We start from the raw sequence: 23,483 nt of genomic DNA, 5'->3' as shown, positions 1-23,483 counted from the left end.
GGAGGAAGCCATGCGCACGCGTACACGTATGTCCAGGCGGCTCGCGGCCCTCGCGGCCGTGGCCGCGCTCGGCACCGGGGTGCTCGCCGGTTGCGCCGACGACGGCACCTCGGCGGCCGACGGCTCGACGGCGGGAGGAGGCGGTGGGGGCGGCGCGAAGACCACCCTCACCGTCGGCGTCTTCGGCGCGTTCGGCCTGAAGGAGGCCGGGCTCTACGACGCGTACATGAAGCTCCACCCGGACATCGAGATCAAACAGACCTCGATCGAGCGGAACGAGAACTACTACCCGCAGCTCCTGACCCACCTCGGCTCGGGCAGCGGGCTCGCCGACATCCAGGCCGTCGAGGTCAGCAACATCGCCGAGGTCACCGCCACCCAGAGCGGCAAGCTGGAGGACCTGTCCAGGGCGCCCGGCGTGAACAAGGCCGACTTCCTGCCGTGGAAGTGGGCCGAGGGAACCGCCAAGGACAACAAGACGGTGGGGCTCGGCACCGACACCGGGCCGACCGGCATCTGCTACCGCAAGGACCTGTTCGCCAAGGCCGGTCTGCCCACCGACCGGGATGCCGTGGGCAAGCTGTGGGCGGGCGACTGGAACAGGTATCTGGAGGCGGGGCGGCAGTACAAGGCGAAGGCCCCGGCGGGCACCGCGTTCGTGGACTCCGCCTCCGGAGTGCTGAACTCGATCACCGGGTCCAGCGCCACCCGCTATTACGACGCCTCCGGCAAGGTCGTCTACAAGGACAACCCGGCGGTGAAGCAGGCCTGGGACATCGCGAGCGCGTTCGCGGCCGGCGGGCTCACCGCCAAGCTCCAGCAGTTCCAGCCGACCTGGGACCAGGGCTTCGCCAACGCCTCCTTCGCCACCGTGTCCTGCCCGGCGTGGATGCTCGGCTACATCCAGGACAAGGCGGGTGCCGCCGGCAAGGACCAGTGGGACGTGGCCGCGGCCCCCAAGCCGTCCAACTGGGGCGGCTCCTTCCTCACCGTGCCCTCGGCCGGCCCGCACAAGGCGGAGGCCGCCAAGCTCGCCGCCTGGCTGACCGCGCCCGCCCAGCAGGCCGTCCTGTTCGCGAAGCGCGGCAGCTTCCCGAGCGCCAAGGCGGCGTACGGGCTGCCCGCGGTGGCGGACGCCAAGCACGCCTACTTCGGGAACGCGCCCATCGGCCAGATCTTCGCGCGGGCCGCCGAGGGCACCCCGGTGCAGACCCTCGGCCCGAAGGACCAGATCATCCAGCAGAACCTCTCCGACATCGGCATGCTCCAGGTCGAGCAGAAGGGCAAGTCGCCGCAGCAGGGCTGGGATGCCGCGGTGAAGGCGATCGACAACGCGCTGGACCAGTGACGATGGCGAGCGACACCACGGCCGCCGTGCCCTCCCCCACTCCCGGGCAGGAGAGCACGGCCCCCGCCCGGGCCCGGGCGGACGAGCGGCGCAGCCGCCGCTACCGGCGCGATGTGCGCTGGAGCCCGTACGCGTTCATCGCGCCCTTCTTCCTGTTCTTCGCGGCCTTCGGCCTCTTCCCGCTCCTCTATACGGGCTGGGCCTCGCTGCACCAGGTCGAGCTGACCTCGCCGAACGACATGACATGGGTGGGCCTCAGGAACTTCTCGCGGCTGCTCTCGGACGACTTCTTCTGGAACGCGCTGAAGAACACCTTCACCATCGGCATTCTCTCCACCGTGCCGCAACTGCTCATCGCGCTCGGCATCGCGCATCTGCTCAACTACAAGCTGCGCGGCTCGATGTTCTTCCGGGTCGCCGTCCTCACCCCGTACGCCACCAGCGTGGCGGCCGCGACCCTGGTGTTCGTGCTGCTCTTCGGGCGCGACTACGGGATGGTCAACTGGGCGCTCGGGCTCGTCGGGTTCGATCACATCGACTGGCAGAACGGCGGCTGGAGCTCGCAGCTCGCCGTGTCCACCATCGTCGTCTGGCGCTGGACCGGCTACAACGCGCTGATCTACCTGGCCGCGATGCAGGCGGTGTCCGCCGACCTGTACGAGTCCGCCGCCCTCGACGGGGCCTCTCGGTGGCAGCAGTTCCGCCATGTGACGATCCCGTCGCTGCGGCCGACCATCCTGTTCACCGCCGTCGTCTCGACGATCGGCGCGACCCAGCTGTTCGGCGAGCCGCTCCTGTTCAACGGCTCCGCGGGCGCCACCGGCGGCTCGGACCACCAGTTCCAGACGCTCGGCCTCTACCTGTACGAACAGGGCTGGGTGAATCTGCACCTCGGCCGGGCCTCGGCGATCGCCTGGGCGATGTTCCTGATCCTGCTCCTCGTCGGCGCGGTGAACTGGCTCATCTCCCACAAGCTGCGCAAGGGGATGACGAGTTGAGAGCCCAGCGTGCCGGCCGCCAGCTGCACGACGGCCGCCTCACCTACGCCGTCCTGATCGTGTTCACCGCCGGATCGCTCTTCCCGCTGATCTGGACGGCGGTGGCCGCCTCCCGCACCAACACCAGGCTGGCCCAGACGCCCCCGCCGTTCTGGTTCGGCTCCCACCTGTTCAGGAATCTCCGGATCGCCTGGACCGACGCCAACATGGGCACGGCACTGCTCAACACGACGGTCGTGGCGGGCTCGATCGCGGCGGGCACGGTGTTCTTCTCCACGCTGGCCGGCTTCGCCTTCGCCAAGCTGCGCTTCCGCTTCAAGAACCTGCTGCTGCTCCTGGTGATCGGCACGATGATGGTGCCGCCGCAGCTCAGCGTCGTACCGCTGTACATGCTGGTGGCCGAGCTGTCCTGGACCGACCAGCTCCAGGCCGTCATCCTGCCTACCCTGGTCAGCGCGTTCGGGGTGTTCTTCATGCGGCAGTACCTGATGGAGGCGCTGCCCACCGAGCTGATCGAGGCCGCCCGGGTGGACGGGGCGAGCAGCTGGCGGGTGGTGTGGCACATCGTGTTCCCCGTCGCCCGGCCCGCGATGGCGGTGCTCGGGATGCTGACGTTCGTGATGGCCTGGAACGACTTCTTCTGGCCGATCATCGCGCTGACCCAGAACGGCAGCCCCACGGTGCAGGTGGCCCTGACGGGCCTTGGCCGCGGCTACATCCCCGACCAGTCGGTCATCATGGCCGGCGCCCTCCTCGGCACGCTGCCGCTGCTGGTGGCGTTCGTGGTGTTCGGACGGCAGATCGTGGGCGGGATCATGCGGGGCGCGGTCAAGGGGTGAGGGGCGCTTCGGGGTGTGCTTCACCTGCGGGCCGGTGGGGGCCGAGCGCGCCCACACGGCGGAGCCGCATATGTGTCACAGCCCCGCGCCCCTCGCAGGGTTCGTCTGCGCAGCGTGCATCGCCAAGGCCGTTGGGCCAAATTCCATTTGTTCCTTCGCACTTTTGGAGTGCTCATGCCCGATCGATTTCCGTCCGACTTCCTCTGGGGCGTTGCCACCTCCGCCTATCAGATCGAGGGGGCGGTGGCCGAGGGCGGGCGTACTCCGTCCATCTGGGACACCTTCAGCCACACCCCGGGGCGGACCGCCGGTGGCGATACCGGTGATGTCGCGGTCGACCACTTCCACCGCATGCGCGAGGACGTCGCGCTGATGGCGGAGCTCGGCCTCACCTCGTACCGCTTCTCCGTCTCCTGGTCCCGGGTGCAGCCCACCGGCCGCGGGCCCGCCGTCCAGCTCGGGCTCGACTTCTACCAGCGCCTGGTCGACGAGCTGCTCGACCGGGGCATCGCGCCCGCGCTCACCCTCTACCACTGGGACCTGCCCCAGGAGCTGGAGGACGCGGGCGGCTGGCCGGCCCGGGACACCGCCTGCCGTTTCGCCGAGTACGCGGCCCTGGTCGGGGCCGCGCTCGGCGACCGGGTCGAGCGGTGGATCACCCTCAACGAGCCCTGGTGCAGCGCATTCCTGGGGTACGGGTCGGGGGTGCACGCGCCCGGGAGGACCAGTCCGGAGGCCTCTCTGCAGGCCGCCCATCACCTCAACCTGGCTCACGGACAGGCGACTTCGGCGCTACGGGCCGCGATGCCGGCCCGCAACCAGATCGCGGTCAGCCTCAACTCGGCCGTGGTCAGGCCTCGTTCGCAGGATCCGGCGGACCTGGAGGCGGCCCGCCGGATCGACGACCTGGCCAACGGCGTCTTCCACGGGCCGATGCTGCACGGCGCGTACCCGGAGCACCTGTTCGCGGACACGGCCTCCGTGACCGACTGGGCCTTCGTGCACGACGGCGATCTCCGCGCGATCCACCAGCCGCTCGACGCGCTCGGGCTCAACTACTACACGACGTCCCTGGTGTCGGCCGCCGAGCCCGACCGGGCGGACAGCCGCGCCGACGGCCACGGCACGAGCGCGCACTCGCCGTGGCCGGGCGCCGCCTCGGTCGCCTTCCACCAGCCTCCCGGCGAACGCACCGCGATGGGCTGGGCCATCGACCCGTCGGGCCTGTACGACCTGCTGCTCCGCTACACGAAGGAGGCTCCCGGCCTGCCGCTCCTGGTCACCGAGAACGGCGCGGCCTGCGACGACAGACCCGGCCCCGACGGCGCGGTGCACGACCCGGACCGCATCCGCTATCTGCGCGACCACCTCGCGGTCGTGCGCCGCGCGATGGAGGCGGGCGCGGATGTACGCGGCTACTACCTCTGGTCGCTGATGGACAACTTCGAGTGGTCGTACGGGTACGGCAAGCGGTTCGGCGCGGTGTACGTGGACTACGAGACGCTGGCCCGCACCCCGAAGTCGAGCGCCCGCTGGTACGCGGAGCTGGCCCGGACAGGTGAACTGCCGGAAGTGTGACGCGGCGGCGGGGCGGCAGCGGGCACCTCCTCCACAGGTTCCGCTGCCGTACGTAAGGAAGCCCTGCGCCCAGGACCAGGCTCGCCCGTGCGGAAATCCAGTCGTTCGCGCGGCTCGCGCCGTTCGAGCGGGGCTTGAACCTCACGCGGCGTGAGGACGCACAGTGGCTCCATGAGCGAATCCACCTGGAAGGTGGGTCCCCTGGCCGAGGCCAGTGGGCTCACCGTCCGCACGCTGCACCACTGGGACACCATCGGTCTGCTCTCGCCGTCGCGCCGTACGCCGGGCGGGCACCGGGAGTACACCGAGGACGACATCGCACGGCTCTACCAGGTGCTCGCCCTGCGCGGCCTGGGGCTCGGCCTCGACACCATCGCCGTGTGCCTGGACTCCGGGGTCGATCCGATGCGGGTCCTGCGCGACCACCGCGAAAGCGTCGAGGCGCAGCTGGCGGCGCTGACCGGCCTGCGCGACCGGCTCGTGCACATCGAGCAGGAGGTGGCGGACGGCCGGGCCCCGACGACCTCCGCGGTCCTCGACGCGCTGCGCGCCACCGGCGCCGCGAGCCCCGCCGCCGAACAGGCGGTACGCCGCCACCTCGACGACGACCAGCTGCGCGCCCTTGCCACCCACACCGCGGCCCTCGGCCCGGCCGCGCACTACCTGCTGGAAGTCGAGTGGCCCGAACTGTACCGGCGGGCCGAGGAGTTGAGGGTGTCCGGGACCCCGCCGACCGATCCCCGCGTACGCAAGCTGGCGGCCCGGATGGACGAGCTGGGCGCGCTGTTCAGCGGCGGCGACCGGACGATCTCGGCGGGCGTACGGACCGCGTGGCGCGAGGACCCGGGGGCGCTGTCGGGGGACGCGTCGGTACAGCGGGGCCAGTGGGACGACCTGACGGACTACCTGGACGCGGCCCGAGGGGGGCCGAAGTGATGAAGGAGAAGTACACGACGGAAAGGAGAAGCACACGATGAACACGTACTCGCTGTTGCCGTTCCTGCTGATCACCGTGCCGCTGGTGTGCGTGCTCGCGGGGTTCGGGGTGCTCGGGTGGGGCGTGGTGCTCGCGGTGGTGATCGCGGTGGGGGTGCTGGCGCTGGTGGCGAGGGCGGCCGGAAGGTCCACCACGCACTGAGCGCGCCCCGGCCGACATGGGGGAAGGTGCGATCCGGCCGGGACGCTGGTCAGTGGGTCTGCTTGTGCGTGGCTACTTGTAGGCGCCGAAGGCCTTGGTGAAGGCGAGGGGCTCCTGGGCGATGGACGAGCAGGTCGGGTCGGCGGAGTCCTTGGTGCCGCCGGGGCACTGCTGGTCGCGGGCGCCGGACCACATGGCGAGCCAGCCGAGCCCCTTGGACTTGGCGAAGTCCACGAGCTTGGTGGCGTCGGCGACGGTGAACTTCTCGACGTTGACGTCGTTGACGCCGATCATCGGCGTGACGGCCACGGCCTTCCAGGCAGCGGCGTCGGAAAGACCCAGAACTCCCTTGATCTGGGCCTGAGTTGCGGTGGCCGCCTGGATCGCGTAGTCGCCCATGTCGCCGCTGTAGGAGGGCCCGTAGTCCATCGCCATGATGTTGACGGCGGAGACCTTGACGCCGTTCTTCTTGGCGTCGGCGACGAGGTCGACGCCGGGCTGGGTGAGGCCCTCCGGCATCACGGGCAGCGTGAACGACACGTCGAGCCCGGGGTGGGACTGCTGGAGCTTCGCGATGGCCTGCGCGCGGCGGGTGTTGGCGCCGGTGTCGGGCAGGGCCGCGCCCTCGATGTCGAAGTCGACCTTGGTGAGCTTGTACGCGTCGATGACCTTGCCGTACGCGGCGGCCAGTTCGTCCGCGCTCTTGCAGACGAGGCCGAGCTCGGAGCCGGAGGCGCCGCCGAAGGAGACCCGGACGTCGCCGCCCTTGGCGCGCAGCGCGCCGATCTGCGAGGCGACCTTGTCACCCGGGAGGTCGGTGACGCCGCCCCACAGCGGGGCGCAACTGCCGCCGGAGGTGACGAAGGCGAGGTTGAACTGCTTGACGCCGGTCTTGTCGGCGGTGGCCGCGAGGTCGTACGTCGGATAGAGCGAGGTGTCGACGTACGGGGCGAACCCGGCGCCGGTCGCGGTTCCGCCGCCGGTGCTCTTGGTGGGGGTGGGTATCGCGGTGGCCGACTTGGAGGGCGTGGGCTCGGCGGTCGGCCTGGTGCTCGCCGACTGGGACGGCCTGGGGGTGGGCTGTTCGGTGGGGCGGCCGCTGGGCTTGGGGGTGGCGCCGGTGTCGGCGGAGCACTTCTCCTGGTCGATGAGACAGCCGGTGGGGTCGCCCGCGGTGCCGCCGGCCGACGTGACGAAGCCGACGGTGACCGACCTGCCCGCGGCGAGCCCGGCCTTGTCCCAGCTCGGGGGCTTGACGGTGACGTGCTGGCCCTTGACGGTCTGGTCGCCGTTCCAGAGGGAGGACAGTGTGGTGCCGGCGGGGAGGTCGAACTCCAGGGTCCAGTCGGCGAGGGTCTTGCCGGTGTCGTTGGTGATGACGTACTGCCCGGTGTAACCACCGGTCCAGCTACTGGTCCTGGTGTACGCCGCGCCGACCGAGGCGGCCTGCGCGGTGCCGGTGAGCGCGAAGGCCGCGCCGCCGACGACCGCGGCGGCGGCCACCCCGCCGATCACCTTGGTCTTGCCACTCGCCCTGCGCCGGTGCGTACTGCTGCCCATGCCGTGCCTGCCTCTGCGTTGCGGGGGAATTCGGGGGTGCGGCAGCACGCTAGCGATGCGGAATCGGACAAATGCCCAGTTCGGGGCGGGGGTTGGTGATCTTAGGGTCGGCTTAAGGGTGGGATGGGGGGTGGTTAAGCCCGGGTTCCTTTCCCCACCCCGCCCCTTCCCAAGACCCTCCGGGGGGTTTCGCTCTGCTGCGGCTTGGTGGTCGCCCCTGGGGCTCCGCCCCAGACCCCGCTCCTCAAACGCCGGAGGGGCTGGATGTGCGGATGGTTCTCGGCTGCGGATCGTGCGTGGTTGCTCGCGCAGTTCCCCGCGCCCCTAGCAGCATCGGCACTTTCAGCCCGTCATGGGGGTCCCCCCTGGCCCTTAAGGCCTTGGGGGAGATTGAGGACGAGCGCCCTTCAGGCGTGAACGGGGTCTGGGGCGGAGCCCCAGGAAAACTGGCTCACCCCTTTCTACCCCCGGAGGGTCTCGGGAAGGGGCGGGGTGGGGAAAGGATCAGGCGTCCGCGCCCCGGCGGGCTCGGCCCCGCCCCCGTACCCGGTGCCCCCGCCGGCCCGGCGGCGTAACCCCCAGGCCGATCCAGAGGCGGACCTCCGTCCCGCCCAGGACGGAGTGGCCGATCCGGACGTCGCCGCCCGTCGATTCCGCGACCCGGCGGACGATGTCGAGGCCGAGGCCGGTAGAGCCGGGCCGGCCCCCGCTGTTGCCCCGCTCCAGCGCCGCCCGCGGGTCGGCGATCCCCGGCCCCGCGTCGGAGACCAGGACGATCACCGCGTCCTCGCCGTTGTGGACGTCCACCGAGAAGGCCGTGCCTTCCGGCGTGTGCCGGAACACGTTGCCGAGCAGCGCGTCGAGCACGGCCACCAGATCCGCCCGGGCCACCGGGATGCGGACCGGCCGGTCCACGCCCGCGAGCCGTACCTCGCGCCCCTCGTCCTCGGCGAGCGCCGACCAGAACTCCATCCGGTCGAGGATGACCTCGCAGGCGTCGCAGCCCGCCCCCGGCCCGGCGGGCTGGGTCTTGGGCTTGGCCTCGCGCGCGGTGCGGATGATCGTGTCGACCTCCCGCTCCAGCTGCTCGACCGCCGCCCGCGTCTGGTCGGCCGCGGGCCCGTCCCCGAGCGAGGCCGCGTTGAGGCGGAGGACGGTGAGCGGCGTACGCAGCCGGTGCGAGAGGTCGGCCGCCAACTCCCGTTCGTTGGCGAGGAGTTGGACCACCTGGTCGGCCATGGAGTTGAACGCGACGGCCGCCGAGCGCAGTTCGGTGGGGCCCTCCTCCGGAACCCGCGCCCCGAGCTTGCCCTCGCCCAGATCCTGCGCCGCGCCCGCGAGCCGCTGGGCCGGCCGGACCATGCGTACGCCGAGGCGGTCGGCGACGGCCACGGAGCCGATGATCAGGCCGATGCCGACGCCCGCGAGGACGAGCCAAGCCGTCGTCACGCCGTTGGTGACCTCGGCCTCCGGCACGAAGACCTCGACGATCGCGATCTGGCCGGAGCTGAGCGCGGTCGGCTGGAGCAGCGTGGAGCCGCCCGAGACGTCGGAGATCGAGGCCTTGATGACCTTGCGCGTCGCTTCGAGGTCCTTGTCCGCCGCCCGCTGCCTGCCGATCTCCACCGGCGCGCTGCCCGGGACGGCCGGGTCGGCCGGGACGTGCACGGCCATCCGGTCCTCGGCGCCGGACTGGGTGGAGGCGACGGCTCGTTCCAGGGCGTCGCGGCCGGTGGTGATGGACAGGGTCGGCCCGATCGCCGCGGCCTGCCGCTCGGCGTTGGAGAACGCCCGGTCGCGAGCCATCTCCTTGATGACCATGCCGAGCGGCACCGCGAAGGCGACCACCACCATCACGGTGACGGCGAGGCAGACCTTGACCAGGGCCCACCTCACTGCGGTGGCTCCAGTTTCACGCCGACCCCGCGCAGGGTGTGCAGATAGCGGGGCCGCGCCGCGGTCTCTCCCAACTTCCGCCGCAACCAGGACAGATGCACATCAATGGTCTGATCGTCACCGTACGACTGCTGCCACACCTCGGCCAGCAGCTCCTTGCGGGGCACGACCACGCCGGGCCGCCCGGCGAGGAAGGCGAGCAGGTCGAACTCACGCCGGGTCAGGTCGAGCTGTACGCCGTCCAGCTCGGCCTGTCGCCGCAGCGGGTCGATGCACAGCCCGCCGACCTGGAGCACGCGTGACGGCGGTTCGGCCCCGGTGGTGGCGCGCGCCCGGCGCAGCACGGCGGCCATCCGTGCGGAAAGGTGCTCCACGGAGAACGGCTTGGTGAGGTAGTCGTCCGCGCCGTCGTTGAGCAGCCGGACGATCTCCGTCTCGTCGTCCCGCGCGGTGGCGATGATCACCGGTACGTCGGTGATGCCGCGCAGCATCTTCAGCGCCTCGGCCCCGTCCAGGTCGGGCAGTCCGAGGTCCAGGATGACCACGTCGAACCGGAAATGGGCCACTTCGCGCAGCGCCTCAAGTGCCGTGCCGACGCTCCGTACCGTGTGGGAGGCCTCGGTGAGGTGGCGGATGAGGGCGGAGCGGACAAACTGGTCGTCCTCGACCACGAGCACACTTGCCATGGCCCGCACCGTACGCCATGCGGAGGACCGGAGTCCCCCGCGGGAGTGGAGTGGGCGGTGGCGGGACACGGGTGGGGCTCGTGGTGCAGTATGGCCCGGATGCACAGAGGACTCGTACACGGTTTGGCGTGGTCGCTCGCTACCGGAGCGGCGGTCACGCTCTCATGGTGGGGCGTCCACACGGTCCTTGCGGGCACCGTCTACGACCCGCCGCGCGCCCTGCCGATCAGCGGCGACGCGCACATCACGCAGGGCTCGAAGCCGGACGCCTCGTCCACCCCGCGCCCCAAGGAGACCCCGCCCTCGCCGTCGTCCTCCGCCTCCCAGAAGCCGTCGAAGGACGCCGGGAGCGCGAAGCCGTCGGGCAGCCGCTCCCCGTCCGGCGGCAAGTCGCCGTCACCGTCCGGCAGTTCGGGCAACTCCGCCAATTCCGGCGCGGTGCAGGGCTACAACGTCTCGGGTGGCCGGGTCGTCTTCGATCTCGGCGACACCTCGGCCCAGCTGGTCTCGGCGACGCCCGCATCGGGCTGGCAGATGGAGCGCTGGATCCAGACGGAGTGGATACGGGTCACGTTCACCCGGGGCAGCGAGACGGTCTCGGTGTTCTGCACCTGGAACGGCCACCCGCCCTCGGTGGAGATCAACAACACCTGACCGCTCAGCGGAACGCCCCGGCCGGCGGCGCCGGCGAGGGCTTCGCGCTCGCGTCGCTCACCGCGACGGCCCCGCCGGTGAAGTCGGCGAGCTCACGTCCGTGCTGGACGCGGCCGGGGTGCGGGTCGCCCGCGATGCGCCGGGTCAGCTCGGCGAGGGGCAGCGGCACGGCCGAGCAGACGAGCACCGCGTTCCCGAACCGCTTGCCGCGCAGCACCGTCGGGTCGGCGGCGAGCGCGAGCTCGGGGAAGACCCCGGCGGCGGTCGCGATCTGGCCCCGCAGATGCGCGAGCGGCGGCCCGTCGGCAAGATTCGCGGCGTACGTTCCGCCCGGCTTGAGCACTCTGCGTACGTCCGCGAGGAACTCGGTGCTGGTCAGATGGGCCGGAGTGCGGGCCCCGCTGAACACGTCCGCGATGACGAGGTCGGCCCAGCCGTCGGGGAGCTTGCCGAGCCCGGCGCGGGCGTCCCCTCCCCGTACCCGGATCCGGGCGCCGGGGTCGAGCGGCAGCTCACGGCGTACGAGCTGGACGAGCGCGGCGTCGAGCTCGACTATCTGCTGGGTGGAGCGGGGCCGGGTGGCTGCGATGTAGCGGGCCAGGGTGAAGGCGCCGCCGCCCAGGTGCAGGACGTTCAGGGCCCGGCCGGGCGGGGCCGCGAGGTCGATGACGTGGCCGAGACGGCGCTGGTACTCGAAGGTCAGCCGGTCCGGGGCTTCGAGATCCACATGCGACTGGGGCGCCCCGTCGAGCAGCAGTGTCCACCCGCCGGTCCGGTCCCGGTCGGGTATGAGCTCGGCGAGGCCGCCGTCCACCGTCTCGACGACGGGCTCGGGCCCGCGCCGCCTGCTGCTTTTCGCCATCCGGCCATTATCGACCGGCCGGGCGGGTGCCGCCCGCCCGCACCCGTGGCCGCGCTCAGCGGCCGTCGGCCTCGCTGATCCCGTCGGCGGCCTCGATCATCCGGGCCGCCTCACCGAGGGCCTCGCGGAGCAGGCCGGGGTCGGTGACCTCGGTGGTGTTCGGGGGGAGCAGCCAGCCCGAGCCGGTGACGGGGGGCTCGACGGGCAGGCCCTCGATGCGAAGGCCGCGCCCGTTGGTCTCCGTACAGGCGCTGCCCGGCACGTCCCAGGCGGCGGCCGTGCCGGACGGGACGAGGAAGCCGAGGGTGTCGCAGGTCCCGTCGTGCAGGACGGGGCCGACGGCGGCCGGGGCGGAGCCGCGGCGGATGATGTCGACGGCCTCCAGGCCCTGCCGGGCGGGCACGGTGACCAGGTCGCAGGGCTCCTCGGCGGCGCGCGCGAGGACCGGCGGGGCGGCCGCCTGCGGTGAATGCGCATGCCGGACGGCCGTCGTCTGCGTACCGGAGCCTGTGAAGTCGATGTCGGTGTCGGTGTTCACGCAGTCCTCCAACAAGGCAAGCCCTCCGCGTCTCTGCGGGGTTGGCGCTCTCCACATGGTTCAACGCCCTTGCGCGTCAAGGGGAACGGCGACGTGCCGCCGCAAAGGATGGCAGTTCATGGCGGATCGCGGGTGAGATATCCGGTTTGTAGCCAAACACAGCGTGAACGACTCGTCACAGCAGGTACGTTCTTGCTCCGCACCACCCCGCCAGAGAGGGCTGTCGAGCCATGGCGCCGTCACCAGATCCCCACGACGACCCCCGGGTGAACGCGCGGACTCCGCAGACGCCGCGCCGGCTCACGCGGGAACCCAACGTGGCCTTCCGGCAGTTGAGGGGTGCCCGTTCACCGGGCGAGTTCGCGGCCGCGGTCCGCCGGGCCGCCCGCGAGATCGGCGAGCAGGTCGCCTGCGACGCCCGCTACATCGGACGCGTGGAGAACGGCGAGATCCGCTGTCCCAATTACGCGTACGAAAGGGTCTTCCGGCACATGTTCCCGGGTTTGACCCTGGCCGACTTGGGGTTCTCGGCGAGGGAGACGGTACGAGGCCGGGGGGCGCGCCCACTTTCCGCCGCGCCCCTGCTCCACATCACGCCCCGCCCCGACCATCCACGCGACGATTCGCCCGGCCCACCGTCGGCCAACCACCACATTCACCAGAACCACGAGGAGAGCGACGTGCTGCGTCGCGCATTCATGACGGGCTCCACCGCCACGGTGGCGGCCGTCTCGCTGGGCCTCGGCCCGGCATCCGCACATCCCGTCCAGCGCGTCGGCGAGGCCGAGGTGAGCGCCGTCGAGGAGGCGGTGCGCCGGATCAGACTGCTCGACGACCGGCACGGCGCGGACGGGCTCTACCAGCGGGCCGCCCAGCCGCTGCGCACCGCGTACGCCCTGCTCGACGCGAGCGCGGCGCGGCGCTCCACGCAGGAGCGGCTGCACACGGGCGCGGGTGAACTGGCCATCTCCGTCGGCTGGTTGGCGCACGACTCGGGCCGCTTCGGCGAGGCCCGCTCGCACTACGCGGAGGCCCTCGCGACGGCCCGGCTCGCGGGCGACGCCGGTCTTGAGGCGCACGCGTTCTGCAACATGTCGTTCCTGGCCAGAGACATGGGCCGGCCTCGCGAGGCGATGCGTGCGGCGCAGGCGGGCGAGCGTGCGGCGCACACGCTCGGCTCGCCCCGGCTGCTCTCCCTGCTCGCGCTGCGCGAGGCCGGGGGCTGGGCGGGGCTCGGCGACCGCTCGGCGTGCGAGGAGTCCCTGACGCGGGCCCACTGCCACTTCGCGCGGGGCACCTCGCCCGCCGACCCGGAGTGGATGACCTTCTTCGTCGAGGCCGAGCTGGAGATGCTCCAGGCGCAGTGCTTCTCCGCGCTCGGCGACTGGTCTCGGGCGGCCCGCCACGCGCACCGCGCGGCGACCGTGCAGGACCCCCACTTCGCCCGGAACCTCGCCCTGTACCGGGCCGAGCTCGCCGACGACCTCGCGCGGGCGGGGGCGCCGGCCGAATCCGCGGCGGCGGGGCAGCAGGTCCTGGACCTTCTGAACCAGGTCCAGTCCACCCGGATCCAGGCGATGCTGGCGGACACGTCCCGAATCCTGGCCCCGCATCGGGCGTCACCGGAGGTGGCGGCGTTCCTGGAACGCCGGGCAGCGGTGGCTGTCTGACGGGTTTACCCCTCCCCACCCCGCCCCTTCCCGCTGTGACACTCTGCGGCTCCGCCGCGTGGCCTCCGGGGGTGGCAATGGGCTGAGGTCCGTTCTCTCCGGGGGGCGCCGCCCCCGAACCCCCGCTCCTCAAACGCCGGAGGGGCTGGATGTGCGGACGGCTTTCGGCTGCGGACCGCGGATGGCCGGTCGCGCTGTTCCCCGCGCCCCCAGCAGGGTTGGCCCTGGCAGGCGGCATGGCCTTTTGCACACCGCCCGCACCGGCATCCCCGGCCCGTCATGGGGGTCCCCTCTGGCCCTTAAGGCCTTGGGGGAGTTCGAGGACGAGCGCCCTCAAGGCGCGAACGGGGTCCGGGCCGGAGCCCCTCCCCCAGCCGGGGTCCGGGGCCTGAGCCCCACAAGCCGGGGTCCGGGGCCTGAGCCCCCCAAGCCGGGGTCCGGGGGGCGGAGCCCCCGAAGCAGGGGCGCAGGGGACGGAGTCCCCGCAGGGGGTCTGGGGCGCAGCCCCAGGGCTCAGCCATCCCAACCCCCGTCACGGGCGGGAGGGCGGGCCAGCGCCCCGGGGGCGCAGGGGGCAGAGCCCCCGCAAGGGGGTCTGGGGGCGCAGCCCCCAGACCCCCTGCGCGGGCGGGCGAACCCTCCGGGGTCTGGGGCGCAGCCCCAGGGGCCGGGCCATCCACCCCCGTCACGGGCAGGCCCCCAGGGTCCGGGGCGGAGCCCCGGGCGGCCCCGGTCACCCCGCACTGGATCAGCTCACCGCTCAAGGTGCCCCGTGTCGTTCCACCGCTCGATCGCCGGGTCGCCGTACGCCCACCCCAGGACCGACAGGGACGTCGGGTCGAGGCGGATCCGGGCCGCGAAGGAGATGTCCTCGCCCAGCCACCTCGCCGCGATGGACCGCAGAATGTGCCCGTGGGCGAAGACCAGCACGTCCCGCCCGGCAGAGCGCGCCCAGGCCACGACCTCGTCCGCCCGCGCGGAGACCTGCGCCAGGGTCTCGCCGTCCGGCACCCCGTCCCGCCAGATGAACCAGCCCGGCCGCAGCGCCTGGATCTCGGGCGGCGCCATGCCCTCGTACGCCCCGTAGTCGTACTCCATGAGCGCGTCCCACGGCTCGGCCCGCTCCCCGAACCCGGCGAGCTCGCACGTCTCGGACGCCCGCACGAGCGGGCTGGTGCGGACCTCGACGCCGGGCAGCCCGCCCCAGGGCTCCCGGTGCAGCCGCTCGCCGAGGAGCTTCGCGCCGCGCCGGCCCTCCTCCAGGAGGGGGATGTCGGTCCGGCCGGTGTGCTTGCCCGCGAGCGACCACTCGGTCTGCCCGTGCCGGGCCAGCAGGATGCGCGGTGCGGCGGCTGCCATGGGTGTTCTCTCCCGATCCCGTACGAAATGTTCCGATCACCATCATCGCGCACCCGGCGAAGCAACCCCGAGCCGGATCTTGGCGTCTGACCGGAACGCCGGGGTGCTGCGTGAGGGCGATCACTTACACCGTACGGTTGAACGCACGCCGAAAACCCGGAGGCCCCCAGCGGGCGACCCGAGTACCAGTTGGAGGAACCCACCGGATGCAGCCGCCGCAGCAAGCCACGCGACCGCGCTGGTGGACCGAACTCCCGCTGATCGCGATCGTGTACGCGGCCTACTCCCTGGGACGACTGATCGTACGCGGCGACGAGGCGCGGGCCGTCGAGCACGGCCTGTCCATCCTGCGCCTGGAGAAGGCTCTCCACCTCAACGCCGAACACCCGCTGAACAGGCTGTTCACGCACACCCCGGCGATCGGCATACCCGCCGACTTCATCTACGCCTCGCTGCACTACCTGGTCACGCCGGCCATCCTGATCTGGCTGTTCCGCCGCCGCCCCACCCAGTACCGGGCCGCCCGCGGCTGGCTGATGACCTCCACCCTGCTCGGCCTGATCGGCTTCACCTTCCTGCCGACCTGCCCGCCCCGGCTGCTCCCGGCGGTGCAGGGCTTCACCGACACGATGGCCCAGTACGGCTCGTACGGCTGGTGGGGCGGCGAGGCGAGCGCACCCCGGGGGCTCGGCGGCATGACCAACCAGTTCGCCGCGATGCCGAGCCTGCATGTCGGGTGGGCGTTGTGGTGCGGGGTGATGCTGTGGAAGTTCGGCGGCAGCCGAATAACGCGGATCGCCGCCGTCGCGTACCCGCTGACCATTACGTTCGTGGTGATGGGCACGGCCAACCACTACCTGCTCGACGCGGTCGCCGGCGTCGCCGTGATGGGCCTCGGCCTGTGGCTCTCCAAGCCCGTACTGCGGCTCGCGGAGCGCGTACGCGCCCGCTTCGCGCCCGCCTCTTCCGCCACGGGCGCCTCGATTGTCAGTGCCGGATGCGAGACTTCCGTGGGTGAGCGAATCCCTGGGCAGCGGACGTCCTCCGACACCCCCGCAGAAGTCGGCGACAGCACTCCGTCGAAGGCTCGCTGAGCTGCGCGGCCCGGCCGCCGTGGCCCGGCCGCTGGACGCACGGGCGCTCGCGGCCCTCGCCGCGAACCCGGGCTGCCACAGGCGCGCCCTCCTGGACGGCGCCGGGGTGGACAAGGGCGCGCTCGCCGAGGCGATCGGCGCGCCGTCGGCCGCGTTCGGCCAGTCCCAGTTCGCTTTCATGCGCGGCAACGCCTTCGAGGCGAAGGTGAAGGGCGACGGCGGCACCGAGCTGCTCCGCCTGCTGCACGAGCGGATGGGCGCGGGCTCCGAGCCGCCCGGCGACGCCACGACCCCCGATCTCGCGGCGGCCGGCCCCGAGGGCCGCGCGGCCCGCACCTCGCTCGCCCTGCGCGAGGCCACCGCGGCCGGAAACTGGGCGCTGCTCGACCATCCGATGCTGGCCCTGGAAGTGGCCGGCTCCCCCGCCTACCTGGAGCCGGACGCGGTGGTGGTACACCCCGACGGCCGCTGGACGGTCGTCGAGATCAAGTCCTTCCCCATGATCGACGCGGCCGCCGACCCGTCGAAGGTGGGCGCCGCGGCCCGCCAGTCCGCGGTGTACGTGCTCGCCCTGGAGCGGGTCGCGGCGCTCACCGACGGCGCCTGGGTGGACCACTCGGTCCTGCTCGTCTGCCCCAAGGACTTCTCGAACCTGCCGACCGCCTCCGTCATCGACGTACGCAAGCAACTCTCCGTCACCCGGCGGCAGTTGACACGACTGGCCCGGATCGAGGACATCGCGGACGCCCTGCCGCCCGGCACCACCTTCGACCTCGACGGCCAGTCCGGCGAGTCCCTGGCCTCGGCCGTCGAGGCGGTTCCCGCGGTGTACGCGCCGGAGTGCCTGGCCGCGTGCGAGCTGGCCTTCCACTGCCGGGGCCGGGCCCGCGAGGAGGGCGCGGTGACCGCGCTCGGCCGCTCCCTGCGGGGAGAGCTCGGCGGCCTGACCACGATCGGCGAGGTCCTCGCGGCCGCGCGCGGCGAGTCGGGCGACCCCGCCGATCCGACGGTGGCCGCGGTACGCCGCGCGGCCGCCCTGCGCGCGGAGGCGGGCGCCCCGTGTCGCTGATCTCCACGCTGGCCCGCCTGGAAGCCGTCGAGTCCGGCCGAGCGCAGCCGCTGGCCACCGTCCGCCACCGCCATCTGTCCGAGCGGCCCCTCGTCTTCGTGCCGCTCACCACGGCGGGCGAGGCGGGCGCCCCGCTCGGCGCGCTGGTCGGCAGCGACCGCGCGGCCCCCACGCTGCTCGTGGTCCCCCAGCCCCGCGACCGCGACCTGCGCTTCACGTTCCTGGCCGACCTCGCCGAGGCCGTACTGCCGTACCTGGACGCGTACACCGACGACGTCGAGCCGGCCGAGCGCTCCGAGACGGACCCGGAGACCGGCAAGAAGACCAAGGTCGAGGTCGAACTGTGCGCGGACGCGCCGCAGTTGATTGTCCCCGGCCGGGCCGGCATCGACTTCGTACGCCTCCTCGGCCGCTCGATGCGGTTCCGCCGCACCGCCGAGCAGGACCCGGACGCGCCCTATCCGGCGCCGCCCCGGGTCCCGCTGCTCGGCCGCTGGTTCACGCACTACGCCGAGCGCGCCCGCACACCGGGGGCCGCGCTGCTGCTGGCCGCGACCGACCTCCTGAACCGGCACTGGGCGAGTGGCCAGTCCAGCCTGGAGGACCAGCACCTGGGCGCGCTGCTCGCCTGGATCGACCCGCCCGAGGGCGAGTCCGGTGCCAAGGCCGCGCTGCGGGCCGAGCTGGCGCGGGGCGCGGACGGCCAGCTGCTGTGCCCGCCGGCCGGCCCGGCCACCGACCCGGCGTTCGACAACCGCCTCCTCGCCCCCGCCGTGGAGCGCTACGACCGGGCCCGCCAGGCGTTGCAGGCGGCCGAGGACGGGCTAGTCGCGGACGAGCACCTCGGTCGACTCACCGTCGCCGAACGGGAGATACGGCGTCTGCTCGCCGAACAACTCATGCCCACCTGGTCGGCGGTGTGGCACGCCCTCGACCTGCTGCGGGAGCTCCCCGAGGGCGAGCGGGCCGCCGCGCGCTGGACGAGCGACCGCTGGTCGTTCACCGGCCACCGGGACCGCATCACCGCGGGTGAGCCGCCCCAGCCACGCCGCGACGACGCGGTGACGGCCGCCACCAAGCTGCTGCGGCGCGAGCGCGCGCAGGCCGAGCTCGAAGCGGGCGAGGCGCTCGACGACCCGCTCGTGATGGCGGGCCGCAGGCTCGCGGGCGAGGCGTTCGCGGGCGAGGTCGTCGAGGTGACGCCGGCGTGGACGGAGTCCAAGCGCCCGAGCCCCCGCCCCCTGGTCACCCTGCGCACGGACGACGCCCCGCACCTCGCCGAGGGCGCCAAGGTCTACCGCACCCTGGACGGCAAACCGCAGAAGGCCGAGTTCGTGACGTACGAGCCGGAAGGCGCCCTTGTCCTGCGGATCCTGGACAAGATGGGGCGCGCCAAGGACCCGGCGCCCGGCTCCGTCCCCGACAAGGGCGACCGGATCTGCTGGACGCTGTTCGAGCACGAGCAGCGCGGCGCCCCCAAGCTGCCCGACCCGGAGGCAACGCCGTGGACCCACGGCGGCCCGCCCGGCTCCGACACCGCCGAGCAGCCCGACCCGCTGACCCCCGAGGACCTTCTGTGACCGCCTTCGATCCGGGCGCGGCCGCGGCCGGGGCCACCGACGCGATCCTCGCCGACACCCTGCACGGCGTCTCCCGCGGCGTCGTCGTCGACTCGCCGCCGGGCGCCGGCAAGTCCACGCTCGTAGTGCGCGCCGCGCTCGAACTGGCCGCCGCGGGGCGCCCGTTGATGGTGGTCGCCCAGACCAACTCGCAGGTCGACGACCTGGTGGTGCGCCTCGCCGAGAAGGCCCCGGACCTGCCGGTCGGCCGCCTGCGCAGCAGCGACAGCGACCCGTACGACAAGGCCCTTGACGACCTGGAGAACGTACGGAAGTCGTCGAAGGCGGGCGATCTGGCGGGCCTGGACGTGGTGATCTCGACGGCCGCGAAGTGGGCCCACGTGAAGGACGTCGATCCGTGGCGGCACGCGATCGTGGACGAGGCGTACCAGATGCGCTCCGACGCGCTGCTCGCGGTCGCGGGGCTCTTCGAGCGGGCGCTGTTCGTGGGCGACCCGGGTCAGCTCGACCCGTTCGCGATCGCCGACGCCGAGCAGTGGGCGGGGCTCTCGTACGACCCGTCGGCGAGCGCGGTCTCGACGCTGCTCGCGCACAACCCGGAGCTGCCGCAGCACCGGCTGCCCGTCTCCTGGCGGCTGCCGGCGTCGGCGGCGCCGCTGGTCTCGGACGCGTTCTATCCGTTCACGCCGTTCCGCAGCGGCACGGATCACGGCGACCGGCGGCTCGCCTTCGGCGTCGCCTCGGACGGCTCGGCGCCGGACCGCGTGCTGGACGAGGCGGCCGAGTCGGGCTGGGCCCTGCTCGAACTGCCGGCCCGGCACACCCCGCGCACCGACCCGGAGGCGGTCCGCGCCGTCGCCCAGGTCGTACGCCGCCTCCTGGACCGGGGCGGGGCGGCAACCAGCGAGCGCTCGCCGGAGCCGGTCCCGCTGACGGCGGCCCGGATCGCGGTCGGCACCGCGCACCGCGACCAGGCCGCCGCGGTCCGGGCCGCGCTCGCGGAGCTGGGCGTGACGGGGGTGGCCGTCGACACCGCGAACCGGCTCCAGGGCAGGGAGTTCGACGTGACGGTCGTCCTGCACCCGCTCTCGGGCCGCCCGGACGCGACGGCCTTCCACTTGGAGACGGGCCGCCTGTGCGTCCTCGCCTCGCGCCACCGGCACGCCTGCATCGTGGTGTGCCGCGCGGGCGTGACGGACCTCCTGGACGACCACCCGTCGACGGAGCCGGTCCAGCTGGGAGTGACGGTGAAGTTCCCGGACGGGTGGGAGGCAATGATGTCCACATGGGATCACTGGTCCGAACACCGGGTGGTCTGGCGTCCGTGACCGGCACACCCGGCACCAGGTCGGCGGACACCCGGCTCAGCGCCGCCCCCTCTCGCCGGACGGAGTCCGGCACGCCGCCGGACGCGGCCAATGGTTACAGCCCCGGACGGGTGGGAGGCGAACCACGCGGTGCTCTCGCATCTCGCGGAACACCGGGTGACTTGGCAGCCCTGACGGACGGAGTCCGGCACGCCGCCCGAGGCGGCCAATGGATGCAGCACTCGGCAGGCCTGAGCCGGGGGGCAGGCCGTCCCCCGGGAATCGGCCCCGCGAACGCCCCCTTGCGTACGCGCGGGAGAATGGACGGTGGTCCGGGCGCCCGGACCCCGAGCGTCGGCCTTGCCCCTGGGAGGACAGACATGCCGGAGCACGAGCGGAACGAGGAGCGGCAGCGGCTCAGGCCCGCGCCGCTGCTCTTCGAGCCTTCCGAGGCCACCGCCGACCCGGAGCACTTCTTCGACCTGGAGTCCATCGAGGACCCCCGGGCGCTCCTGATGCGCTCGACCGAGCTGGCCCTCGCCTTCCGGGCGGCGGCGGACCGGGCCGTCGAGTTCCAGGCGATCGCGGCGGCCCAGCTCGCCGACCCCCGCCGCTTCGACCGGCTCACCCCTGCCGACGTGGCGGAACGGGCCCAGTGGACCGAGGACTACGCGAAGAAGATGATCGAGTTCGGCCGCGATCTGATGCGCGCGGGAGAACTCCCCTAGGCCTCCCGAGGCACCCGCACCACCCGCACCACCCCGGCCACGCGCCCCGGGCATATGCCGGGGCGCAAGATACCCCCTCCCGCCCCGCCCTGTCCCGGTTTCCGCCAAGTCGCCGAACCGGAACTTGTCCAGCCGGTAGACGTAGAGCATGAGCAGCGACAACGGCAGAGGCAGCGGCGGCGTCCGGGAGACCAGGACGGGCAGCGGCCCGCTCACAGCGGTCGACGGGCGCGGTGGCGCGGCCGGGGGCGAGGACGCGTACGACATCTTCCATGCGCTGCGCGACGAGGACGGCCATCAGGTCGGCGAGGTGACCGCGGCGGGCGCCGCCTGGCTGTCGTCGGCCGCCACCCACGCGCGCAGCACCCTCTCCCTCTGGGAGGCCCGGCCGACCGCGCCCGGCGTGCTGCCCTGCGGCTCGGTCTTCGACGTCGTGAACGTCCCCTCGATCTTCGGGCGCCGCATGCTCGACCGGCTGTGGGCCGAGGGGCCGGGCTCCGGGCCGGTCGCGGTCCACCGCGGGCGCATGCTGCTCTTCGCCGCGCCCGGCACGGCCCAGCGGCTGCCCTCGCTCCTGGAGTGGGAGGAGTGGCACGGCGCCGAGGTCCCGGTCCCGCCGCTGCTGTGTCATGGCGCGGGCGACGCCGTCACCGTCCCGGCGCTGGTCCGCCCACAGCGGGAGAGCGCGGGTGCGGCCCGCTGGCTGGTGGCCCCCGACACCCGCCGCCCCTGGCTGCCGGGGCCCGACGTACTGCTGTGGGCCTGTGTCCGGGCGGCGAAGAACGAGCCCTCGGACCTTCCCCGGATATCGATTTTTCCTCGCGCCGATCAGGATGCTAGTGTCTACGACGTCAGCAGGCGCCGCTAGCTCAGTTGGTTAGAGCAGCTGACTCTTAATCAGCGGGTCCGGGGTTCGAGTCCCTGGCGGCGCACAGACGGAAGAAGCCCCTCGCGGAAGCGGGGGGCTTCTTCGTGTCCGGCTTCTTCGTGTCCGGCTTCTTCGTGTCCGGCTTCTTCGTGTCCGGCTTCTTCGTGTCCGGCTTCTTCGTGTCCGGCTTCTTCGTGTCCGCGGCGAGGACCGGCCATGTCCGCTGCCGAACCGCTCAGTGCGAGATCTTGACCGTCCAGGCGCCCGATTTCGTCCGGCCCTCGGCCTCGATCTTCATGCCCTCGCCGGGCACCGTGAACGTCTCGCCGAGCGCCACCGGCGCGTCCGCGAGCGCCGGGTACACCGACCTCTCCCAGCACGCGGCCGTGCCCGGATGGGCGTCGAGCACCTCGACCGGGCCGCCGCCGGACGCGGACCCGCTGTGGACCCGGTAGACGAGCAGCCCCTGTTTGCAGCTCGCCCGGTCCAGGCCCCCCGAGTCCCGCACCTCGATGGCGATCGCCCGGTCCTCGGCGGTACGGGCCACGGCGAGGCGCTTGCCCGCCGCGCCCGCCTTCGCCGGGGAGGCGGACAGCGGTTCCAGAGTGAGCCTGCTCGTGCCGTCACCCGTCACGCAGGCGACCTCCTGCCGGTCCAGCCAGCCGAGCTTCCACTTCTGCCAGCCGAACAGATCGGGCGCCGCCCCGAACTGACTGCCCATCACATCCCAGTCGCCGACATAGGTGTCCCAGTCGCCGTTCTTGCCGTCCTGGGGGCGGTGGTAGAGATCCGGCAGGTCGAAGACGTGCCCGGTCTCGTGGGCCAGCACGTTGCGGTCCGGCGGGTGGTGCTCGAAGACGGTCACGACCCGGTTGATGTCGCGCCCGTCCGCGCGCACGGGCCGGTCGAAGTTGACGACTTTCGTGGCGTCCGAGTCGACCCCGGGCGCGTCCGGGTCGGCGACCAGATAGACGATGTCGTACTTCGAGAAGTCGGTGGTCGGATCGGCCGCGTGGATCGCGTCCTGCAGATAGCGGGTGCGCTGGTCCGGGTCCCAGTCGCGCTGTATGCGGTACGAGGTCGACGCGGCCGGCATGCGCACCCAGTGCTGCTGCGGATCGGCGTTGAGCCGGAACTTGCCGTACGAGGCCTGGTCGAAGAAGCGGCTGGTGGCGGGGAAGTAGTCGGCGGCCAGGTCCTTGGGGGCGGTGGCGGGCTTCGAGTCCGGGAAGGACAGGAAGACCATCACCGCGTTCAGGGTGCGAACGGGTCGCGGGTAGGCGGCGTTCCAGCTGTCGACGCCGAGCGAGTGGTGGGCCTCGGTCCGGGGCAGGGCGCAGGGCACCGCGGAATTCGCCGCGACGGCGGGCCCCGACGCCAGCGAGATGGCGGCGAGCGCCGAGAGGGAGGTGAGCGTCGCCGCGGCACTGCGCAGCCGGACACGCTCCACTCCCCCGGGTGTCTGCTGACGCTGCACGTCGACCTCCGGGAGCGGGATGCGGGACATCCCACCCACTCTGTGCATGTTTCTACGGGTATGGCCTGTTCTGCTGCCCCAGAAAGGTGAGAGGGCCGACACCCCGATGACTTACGGAAAGTCACGGCCGATCACCGAGGGCCCGAGCCCGGCCACACCCGCGCAGAAACGATCGGCCAACGATCGACCCGGAACTCCGGGTGCCCTTGATCACGACGCCGAAGCTGGATCGCG

At 72.6% G+C, this 23,483-nt stretch carries 21 protein-coding genes and 1 tRNA gene; 15 read left to right on the top strand and 7 right to left on the bottom strand.

From position 1 onward, the window contains the following. Positions 1-10: 10 nt before the first annotated feature. From ACSHXC_RS24840 to ACSHXC_RS24815, 6 genes are all read left to right on the top strand, one after another. Positions 11-1,348, top strand: coding sequence for an ABC transporter substrate-binding protein (locus tag ACSHXC_RS24840; RefSeq protein ID WP_438293705.1), 1,338 nt, complete (start codon positions 11-13; stop codon positions 1,346-1,348). Between the two features lie 2 nt (positions 1,349-1,350). Then, entirely contained in the window at positions 1,351-2,346 is a 996-nt protein-coding gene (locus tag ACSHXC_RS24835) for a carbohydrate ABC transporter permease (protein ID WP_438293704.1), read from the top strand. Beyond that, a complete protein-coding gene (locus tag ACSHXC_RS24830; protein ID WP_438296806.1) occupies positions 2,304-3,185 on the top strand; it encodes a carbohydrate ABC transporter permease in 882 nt (293 codons plus the stop codon). Before ACSHXC_RS24835 ends, ACSHXC_RS24830 begins: the two co-directional genes overlap by 43 nt. A 174-nt stretch (positions 3,186-3,359) precedes the next feature. After that, on the top strand, positions 3,360-4,763 hold the full coding sequence (locus ACSHXC_RS24825) for a GH1 family beta-glucosidase (RefSeq protein ID WP_438293703.1): 1,404 nt from the start codon (positions 3,360-3,362) through the stop codon (positions 4,761-4,763). A 171-nt stretch (positions 4,764-4,934) separates the two neighbouring features. Beyond that, positions 4,935-5,699 (top strand): MerR family transcriptional regulator, encoded by a 765-nt coding sequence (locus ACSHXC_RS24820; RefSeq protein WP_438293702.1) that lies wholly within the window; start codon positions 4,935-4,937, stop codon positions 5,697-5,699. Positions 5,700-5,736: 37 nt separating this feature from the next. Next, the gene (locus tag ACSHXC_RS24815; protein WP_438293701.1) at positions 5,737-5,901 is read left to right on the top strand and encodes a hypothetical protein; all 165 of its coding nucleotides are present in this window, start codon (positions 5,737-5,739) and stop codon (positions 5,899-5,901) included. Positions 5,902-5,973: 72 nt separating this feature from the next. On the opposite strand, the gene ACSHXC_RS24810 is transcribed toward ACSHXC_RS24815, so the two are convergent. The 3 genes from ACSHXC_RS24810 to ACSHXC_RS24800 form a co-directional block, all read right to left on the bottom strand. Then, positions 5,974-7,461 (bottom strand): cellulose binding domain-containing protein, encoded by a 1,488-nt coding sequence (locus ACSHXC_RS24810; protein ID WP_438293700.1) that lies wholly within the window; start codon positions 7,459-7,461, stop codon positions 5,974-5,976. Between the two features lie 504 nt (positions 7,462-7,965). Next, a complete protein-coding gene (locus tag ACSHXC_RS24805) occupies positions 7,966-9,357 on the bottom strand; it encodes a sensor histidine kinase (protein ID WP_438293699.1) in 1,392 nt (463 codons plus the stop codon). After that, a complete protein-coding gene (locus tag ACSHXC_RS24800; RefSeq protein WP_438293698.1) occupies positions 9,354-10,043 on the bottom strand; it encodes a response regulator transcription factor in 690 nt (229 codons plus the stop codon). The genes ACSHXC_RS24805 and ACSHXC_RS24800 overlap by 4 nt, the downstream gene beginning before the upstream one ends. Positions 10,044-10,142: 99 nt before the next feature. Between ACSHXC_RS24800 and ACSHXC_RS24795 the strand changes: the two genes are divergently transcribed. Continuing rightward, a complete protein-coding gene (locus ACSHXC_RS24795; RefSeq protein ID WP_438293697.1) occupies positions 10,143-10,697 on the top strand; it encodes a hypothetical protein in 555 nt (184 codons plus the stop codon). 4 nt (positions 10,698-10,701) lie between these two features. Here the strand turns inward: ACSHXC_RS24795 and ACSHXC_RS24790 are convergent, their stop codons facing one another. Continuing rightward, complete coding sequence (locus ACSHXC_RS24790; protein ID WP_438293696.1) at positions 10,702-11,559, bottom strand: spermidine synthase; 858 nt, start codon at positions 11,557-11,559, stop codon at positions 10,702-10,704. A 55-nt stretch (positions 11,560-11,614) separates the two neighbouring features. Beyond that, the gene (locus tag ACSHXC_RS24785; protein ID WP_438293695.1) at positions 11,615-12,097 is read right to left on the bottom strand and encodes a hypothetical protein; all 483 of its coding nucleotides are present in this window, start codon (positions 12,095-12,097) and stop codon (positions 11,615-11,617) included. A gap of 230 nt (positions 12,098-12,327) precedes the next feature. On the opposite strand from ACSHXC_RS24785, the gene ACSHXC_RS24780 reads away from it, so the two are divergent. Continuing rightward, on the top strand, positions 12,328-13,767 hold the full coding sequence (locus ACSHXC_RS24780; protein WP_438293694.1) for a tetratricopeptide repeat protein: 1,440 nt from the start codon (positions 12,328-12,330) through the stop codon (positions 13,765-13,767). Between the two features lie 753 nt (positions 13,768-14,520). On the opposite strand, the gene ACSHXC_RS24775 is transcribed toward ACSHXC_RS24780, so the two are convergent. Next, a complete protein-coding gene (locus tag ACSHXC_RS24775) occupies positions 14,521-15,126 on the bottom strand; it encodes a histidine phosphatase family protein (RefSeq protein ID WP_438293693.1) in 606 nt (201 codons plus the stop codon). Positions 15,127-15,332: 206 nt separating this feature from the next. Here ACSHXC_RS24775 and ACSHXC_RS24770 point away from each other — a divergent pair, with 206 nt between their 5' ends. The 7 genes from ACSHXC_RS24770 (at position 15,333) to ACSHXC_RS24740 (ending at position 21,836) form a co-directional block, all read left to right on the top strand. Continuing rightward, complete coding sequence (locus tag ACSHXC_RS24770) at positions 15,333-16,220, top strand: phosphatase PAP2 family protein (RefSeq protein WP_438293692.1); 888 nt, start codon at positions 15,333-15,335, stop codon at positions 16,218-16,220. Then, positions 16,141-17,289 (top strand): hypothetical protein, encoded by a 1,149-nt coding sequence (locus ACSHXC_RS24765; RefSeq protein WP_438293691.1) that lies wholly within the window; start codon positions 16,141-16,143, stop codon positions 17,287-17,289. The genes ACSHXC_RS24770 and ACSHXC_RS24765 overlap by 80 nt, the downstream gene beginning before the upstream one ends. Then, positions 17,280-18,869 (top strand): hypothetical protein, encoded by a 1,590-nt coding sequence (locus tag ACSHXC_RS24760; RefSeq protein WP_438293690.1) that lies wholly within the window; start codon positions 17,280-17,282, stop codon positions 18,867-18,869. Before ACSHXC_RS24765 ends, ACSHXC_RS24760 begins: the two co-directional genes overlap by 10 nt. Then, entirely contained in the window at positions 18,866-20,197 is a 1,332-nt protein-coding gene (locus ACSHXC_RS24755; protein ID WP_438293689.1) for an AAA domain-containing protein, read from the top strand. Before ACSHXC_RS24760 ends, ACSHXC_RS24755 begins: the two co-directional genes overlap by 4 nt. 359 nt (positions 20,198-20,556) lie before the next feature. Continuing rightward, positions 20,557-20,904 (top strand): hypothetical protein, encoded by a 348-nt coding sequence (locus ACSHXC_RS24750; protein WP_189968460.1) that lies wholly within the window; start codon positions 20,557-20,559, stop codon positions 20,902-20,904. Between the two features lie 148 nt (positions 20,905-21,052). Further along, entirely contained in the window at positions 21,053-21,772 is a 720-nt protein-coding gene (locus ACSHXC_RS24745) for a bifunctional DNA primase/polymerase (protein WP_438293688.1), read from the top strand. Continuing rightward, positions 21,763-21,836: transfer RNA gene (locus ACSHXC_RS24740), tRNA-Lys, on the top strand. Before ACSHXC_RS24745 ends, ACSHXC_RS24740 begins: the two co-directional genes overlap by 10 nt. 171 nt (positions 21,837-22,007) lie before the next feature. Here ACSHXC_RS24740 and ACSHXC_RS24735 read toward each other — a convergent pair. Next, on the bottom strand, positions 22,008-23,279 hold the full coding sequence (locus tag ACSHXC_RS24735; RefSeq protein WP_438293687.1) for a M6 family metalloprotease domain-containing protein: 1,272 nt from the start codon (positions 23,277-23,279) through the stop codon (positions 22,008-22,010). Positions 23,280-23,483: the final 204 nt, after the last annotated feature.

Origin of the sequence: Streptomyces sp. HUAS TT7, assembly GCF_051550175.1 — a bacterium.
GTDB lineage: Bacteria > Actinomycetota > Actinomycetes > Streptomycetales > Streptomycetaceae > Streptomyces.
This window is presented reverse-complemented; position numbering and strand designations above follow the sequence as displayed.

Excerpts from the sequence above, each read along its gene's own strand:
- ACSHXC_RS24735 (WP_438293687.1), bottom strand. The coding sequence starts at position 23,279 with ATGTCCCGCATCCCGCTCCCGGAGGTCGACGTGCAGCGTCAGCAGACA.
- ACSHXC_RS24780 (WP_438293694.1), top strand. The coding sequence starts at position 12,328 with ATGGCGCCGTCACCAGATCCCCACGACGACCCCCGGGTGAACGCGCGG.
- ACSHXC_RS24815 (WP_438293701.1), top strand. The coding sequence starts at position 5,737 with ATGAACACGTACTCGCTGTTGCCGTTCCTGCTGATCACCGTGCCGCTG.
- ACSHXC_RS24825 (WP_438293703.1), top strand. The coding sequence starts at position 3,360 with ATGCCCGATCGATTTCCGTCCGACTTCCTCTGGGGCGTTGCCACCTCC.
- ACSHXC_RS24810 (WP_438293700.1), bottom strand. The coding sequence starts at position 7,461 with ATGGGCAGCAGTACGCACCGGCGCAGGGCGAGTGGCAAGACCAAGGTG.
- ACSHXC_RS24795 (WP_438293697.1), top strand. The coding sequence starts at position 10,143 with ATGCACAGAGGACTCGTACACGGTTTGGCGTGGTCGCTCGCTACCGGA.
- ACSHXC_RS24835 (WP_438293704.1), top strand. The coding sequence starts at position 1,351 with ATGGCGAGCGACACCACGGCCGCCGTGCCCTCCCCCACTCCCGGGCAG.
- ACSHXC_RS24820 (WP_438293702.1), top strand. The coding sequence starts at position 4,935 with ATGAGCGAATCCACCTGGAAGGTGGGTCCCCTGGCCGAGGCCAGTGGG.
- ACSHXC_RS24800 (WP_438293698.1), bottom strand. The coding sequence starts at position 10,043 with ATGGCAAGTGTGCTCGTGGTCGAGGACGACCAGTTTGTCCGCTCCGCC.
- ACSHXC_RS24750 (WP_189968460.1), top strand. The coding sequence starts at position 20,557 with ATGCCGGAGCACGAGCGGAACGAGGAGCGGCAGCGGCTCAGGCCCGCG.
- ACSHXC_RS24840 (WP_438293705.1), top strand. The coding sequence starts at position 11 with ATGCGCACGCGTACACGTATGTCCAGGCGGCTCGCGGCCCTCGCGGCC.
- ACSHXC_RS24775 (WP_438293693.1), bottom strand. The coding sequence starts at position 15,126 with ATGGCAGCCGCCGCACCGCGCATCCTGCTGGCCCGGCACGGGCAGACC.
- ACSHXC_RS24790 (WP_438293696.1), bottom strand. The coding sequence starts at position 11,559 with ATGGCGAAAAGCAGCAGGCGGCGCGGGCCCGAGCCCGTCGTCGAGACG.
- ACSHXC_RS24770 (WP_438293692.1), top strand. The coding sequence starts at position 15,333 with ATGCAGCCGCCGCAGCAAGCCACGCGACCGCGCTGGTGGACCGAACTC.
- ACSHXC_RS24745 (WP_438293688.1), top strand. The coding sequence starts at position 21,053 with ATGAGCAGCGACAACGGCAGAGGCAGCGGCGGCGTCCGGGAGACCAGG.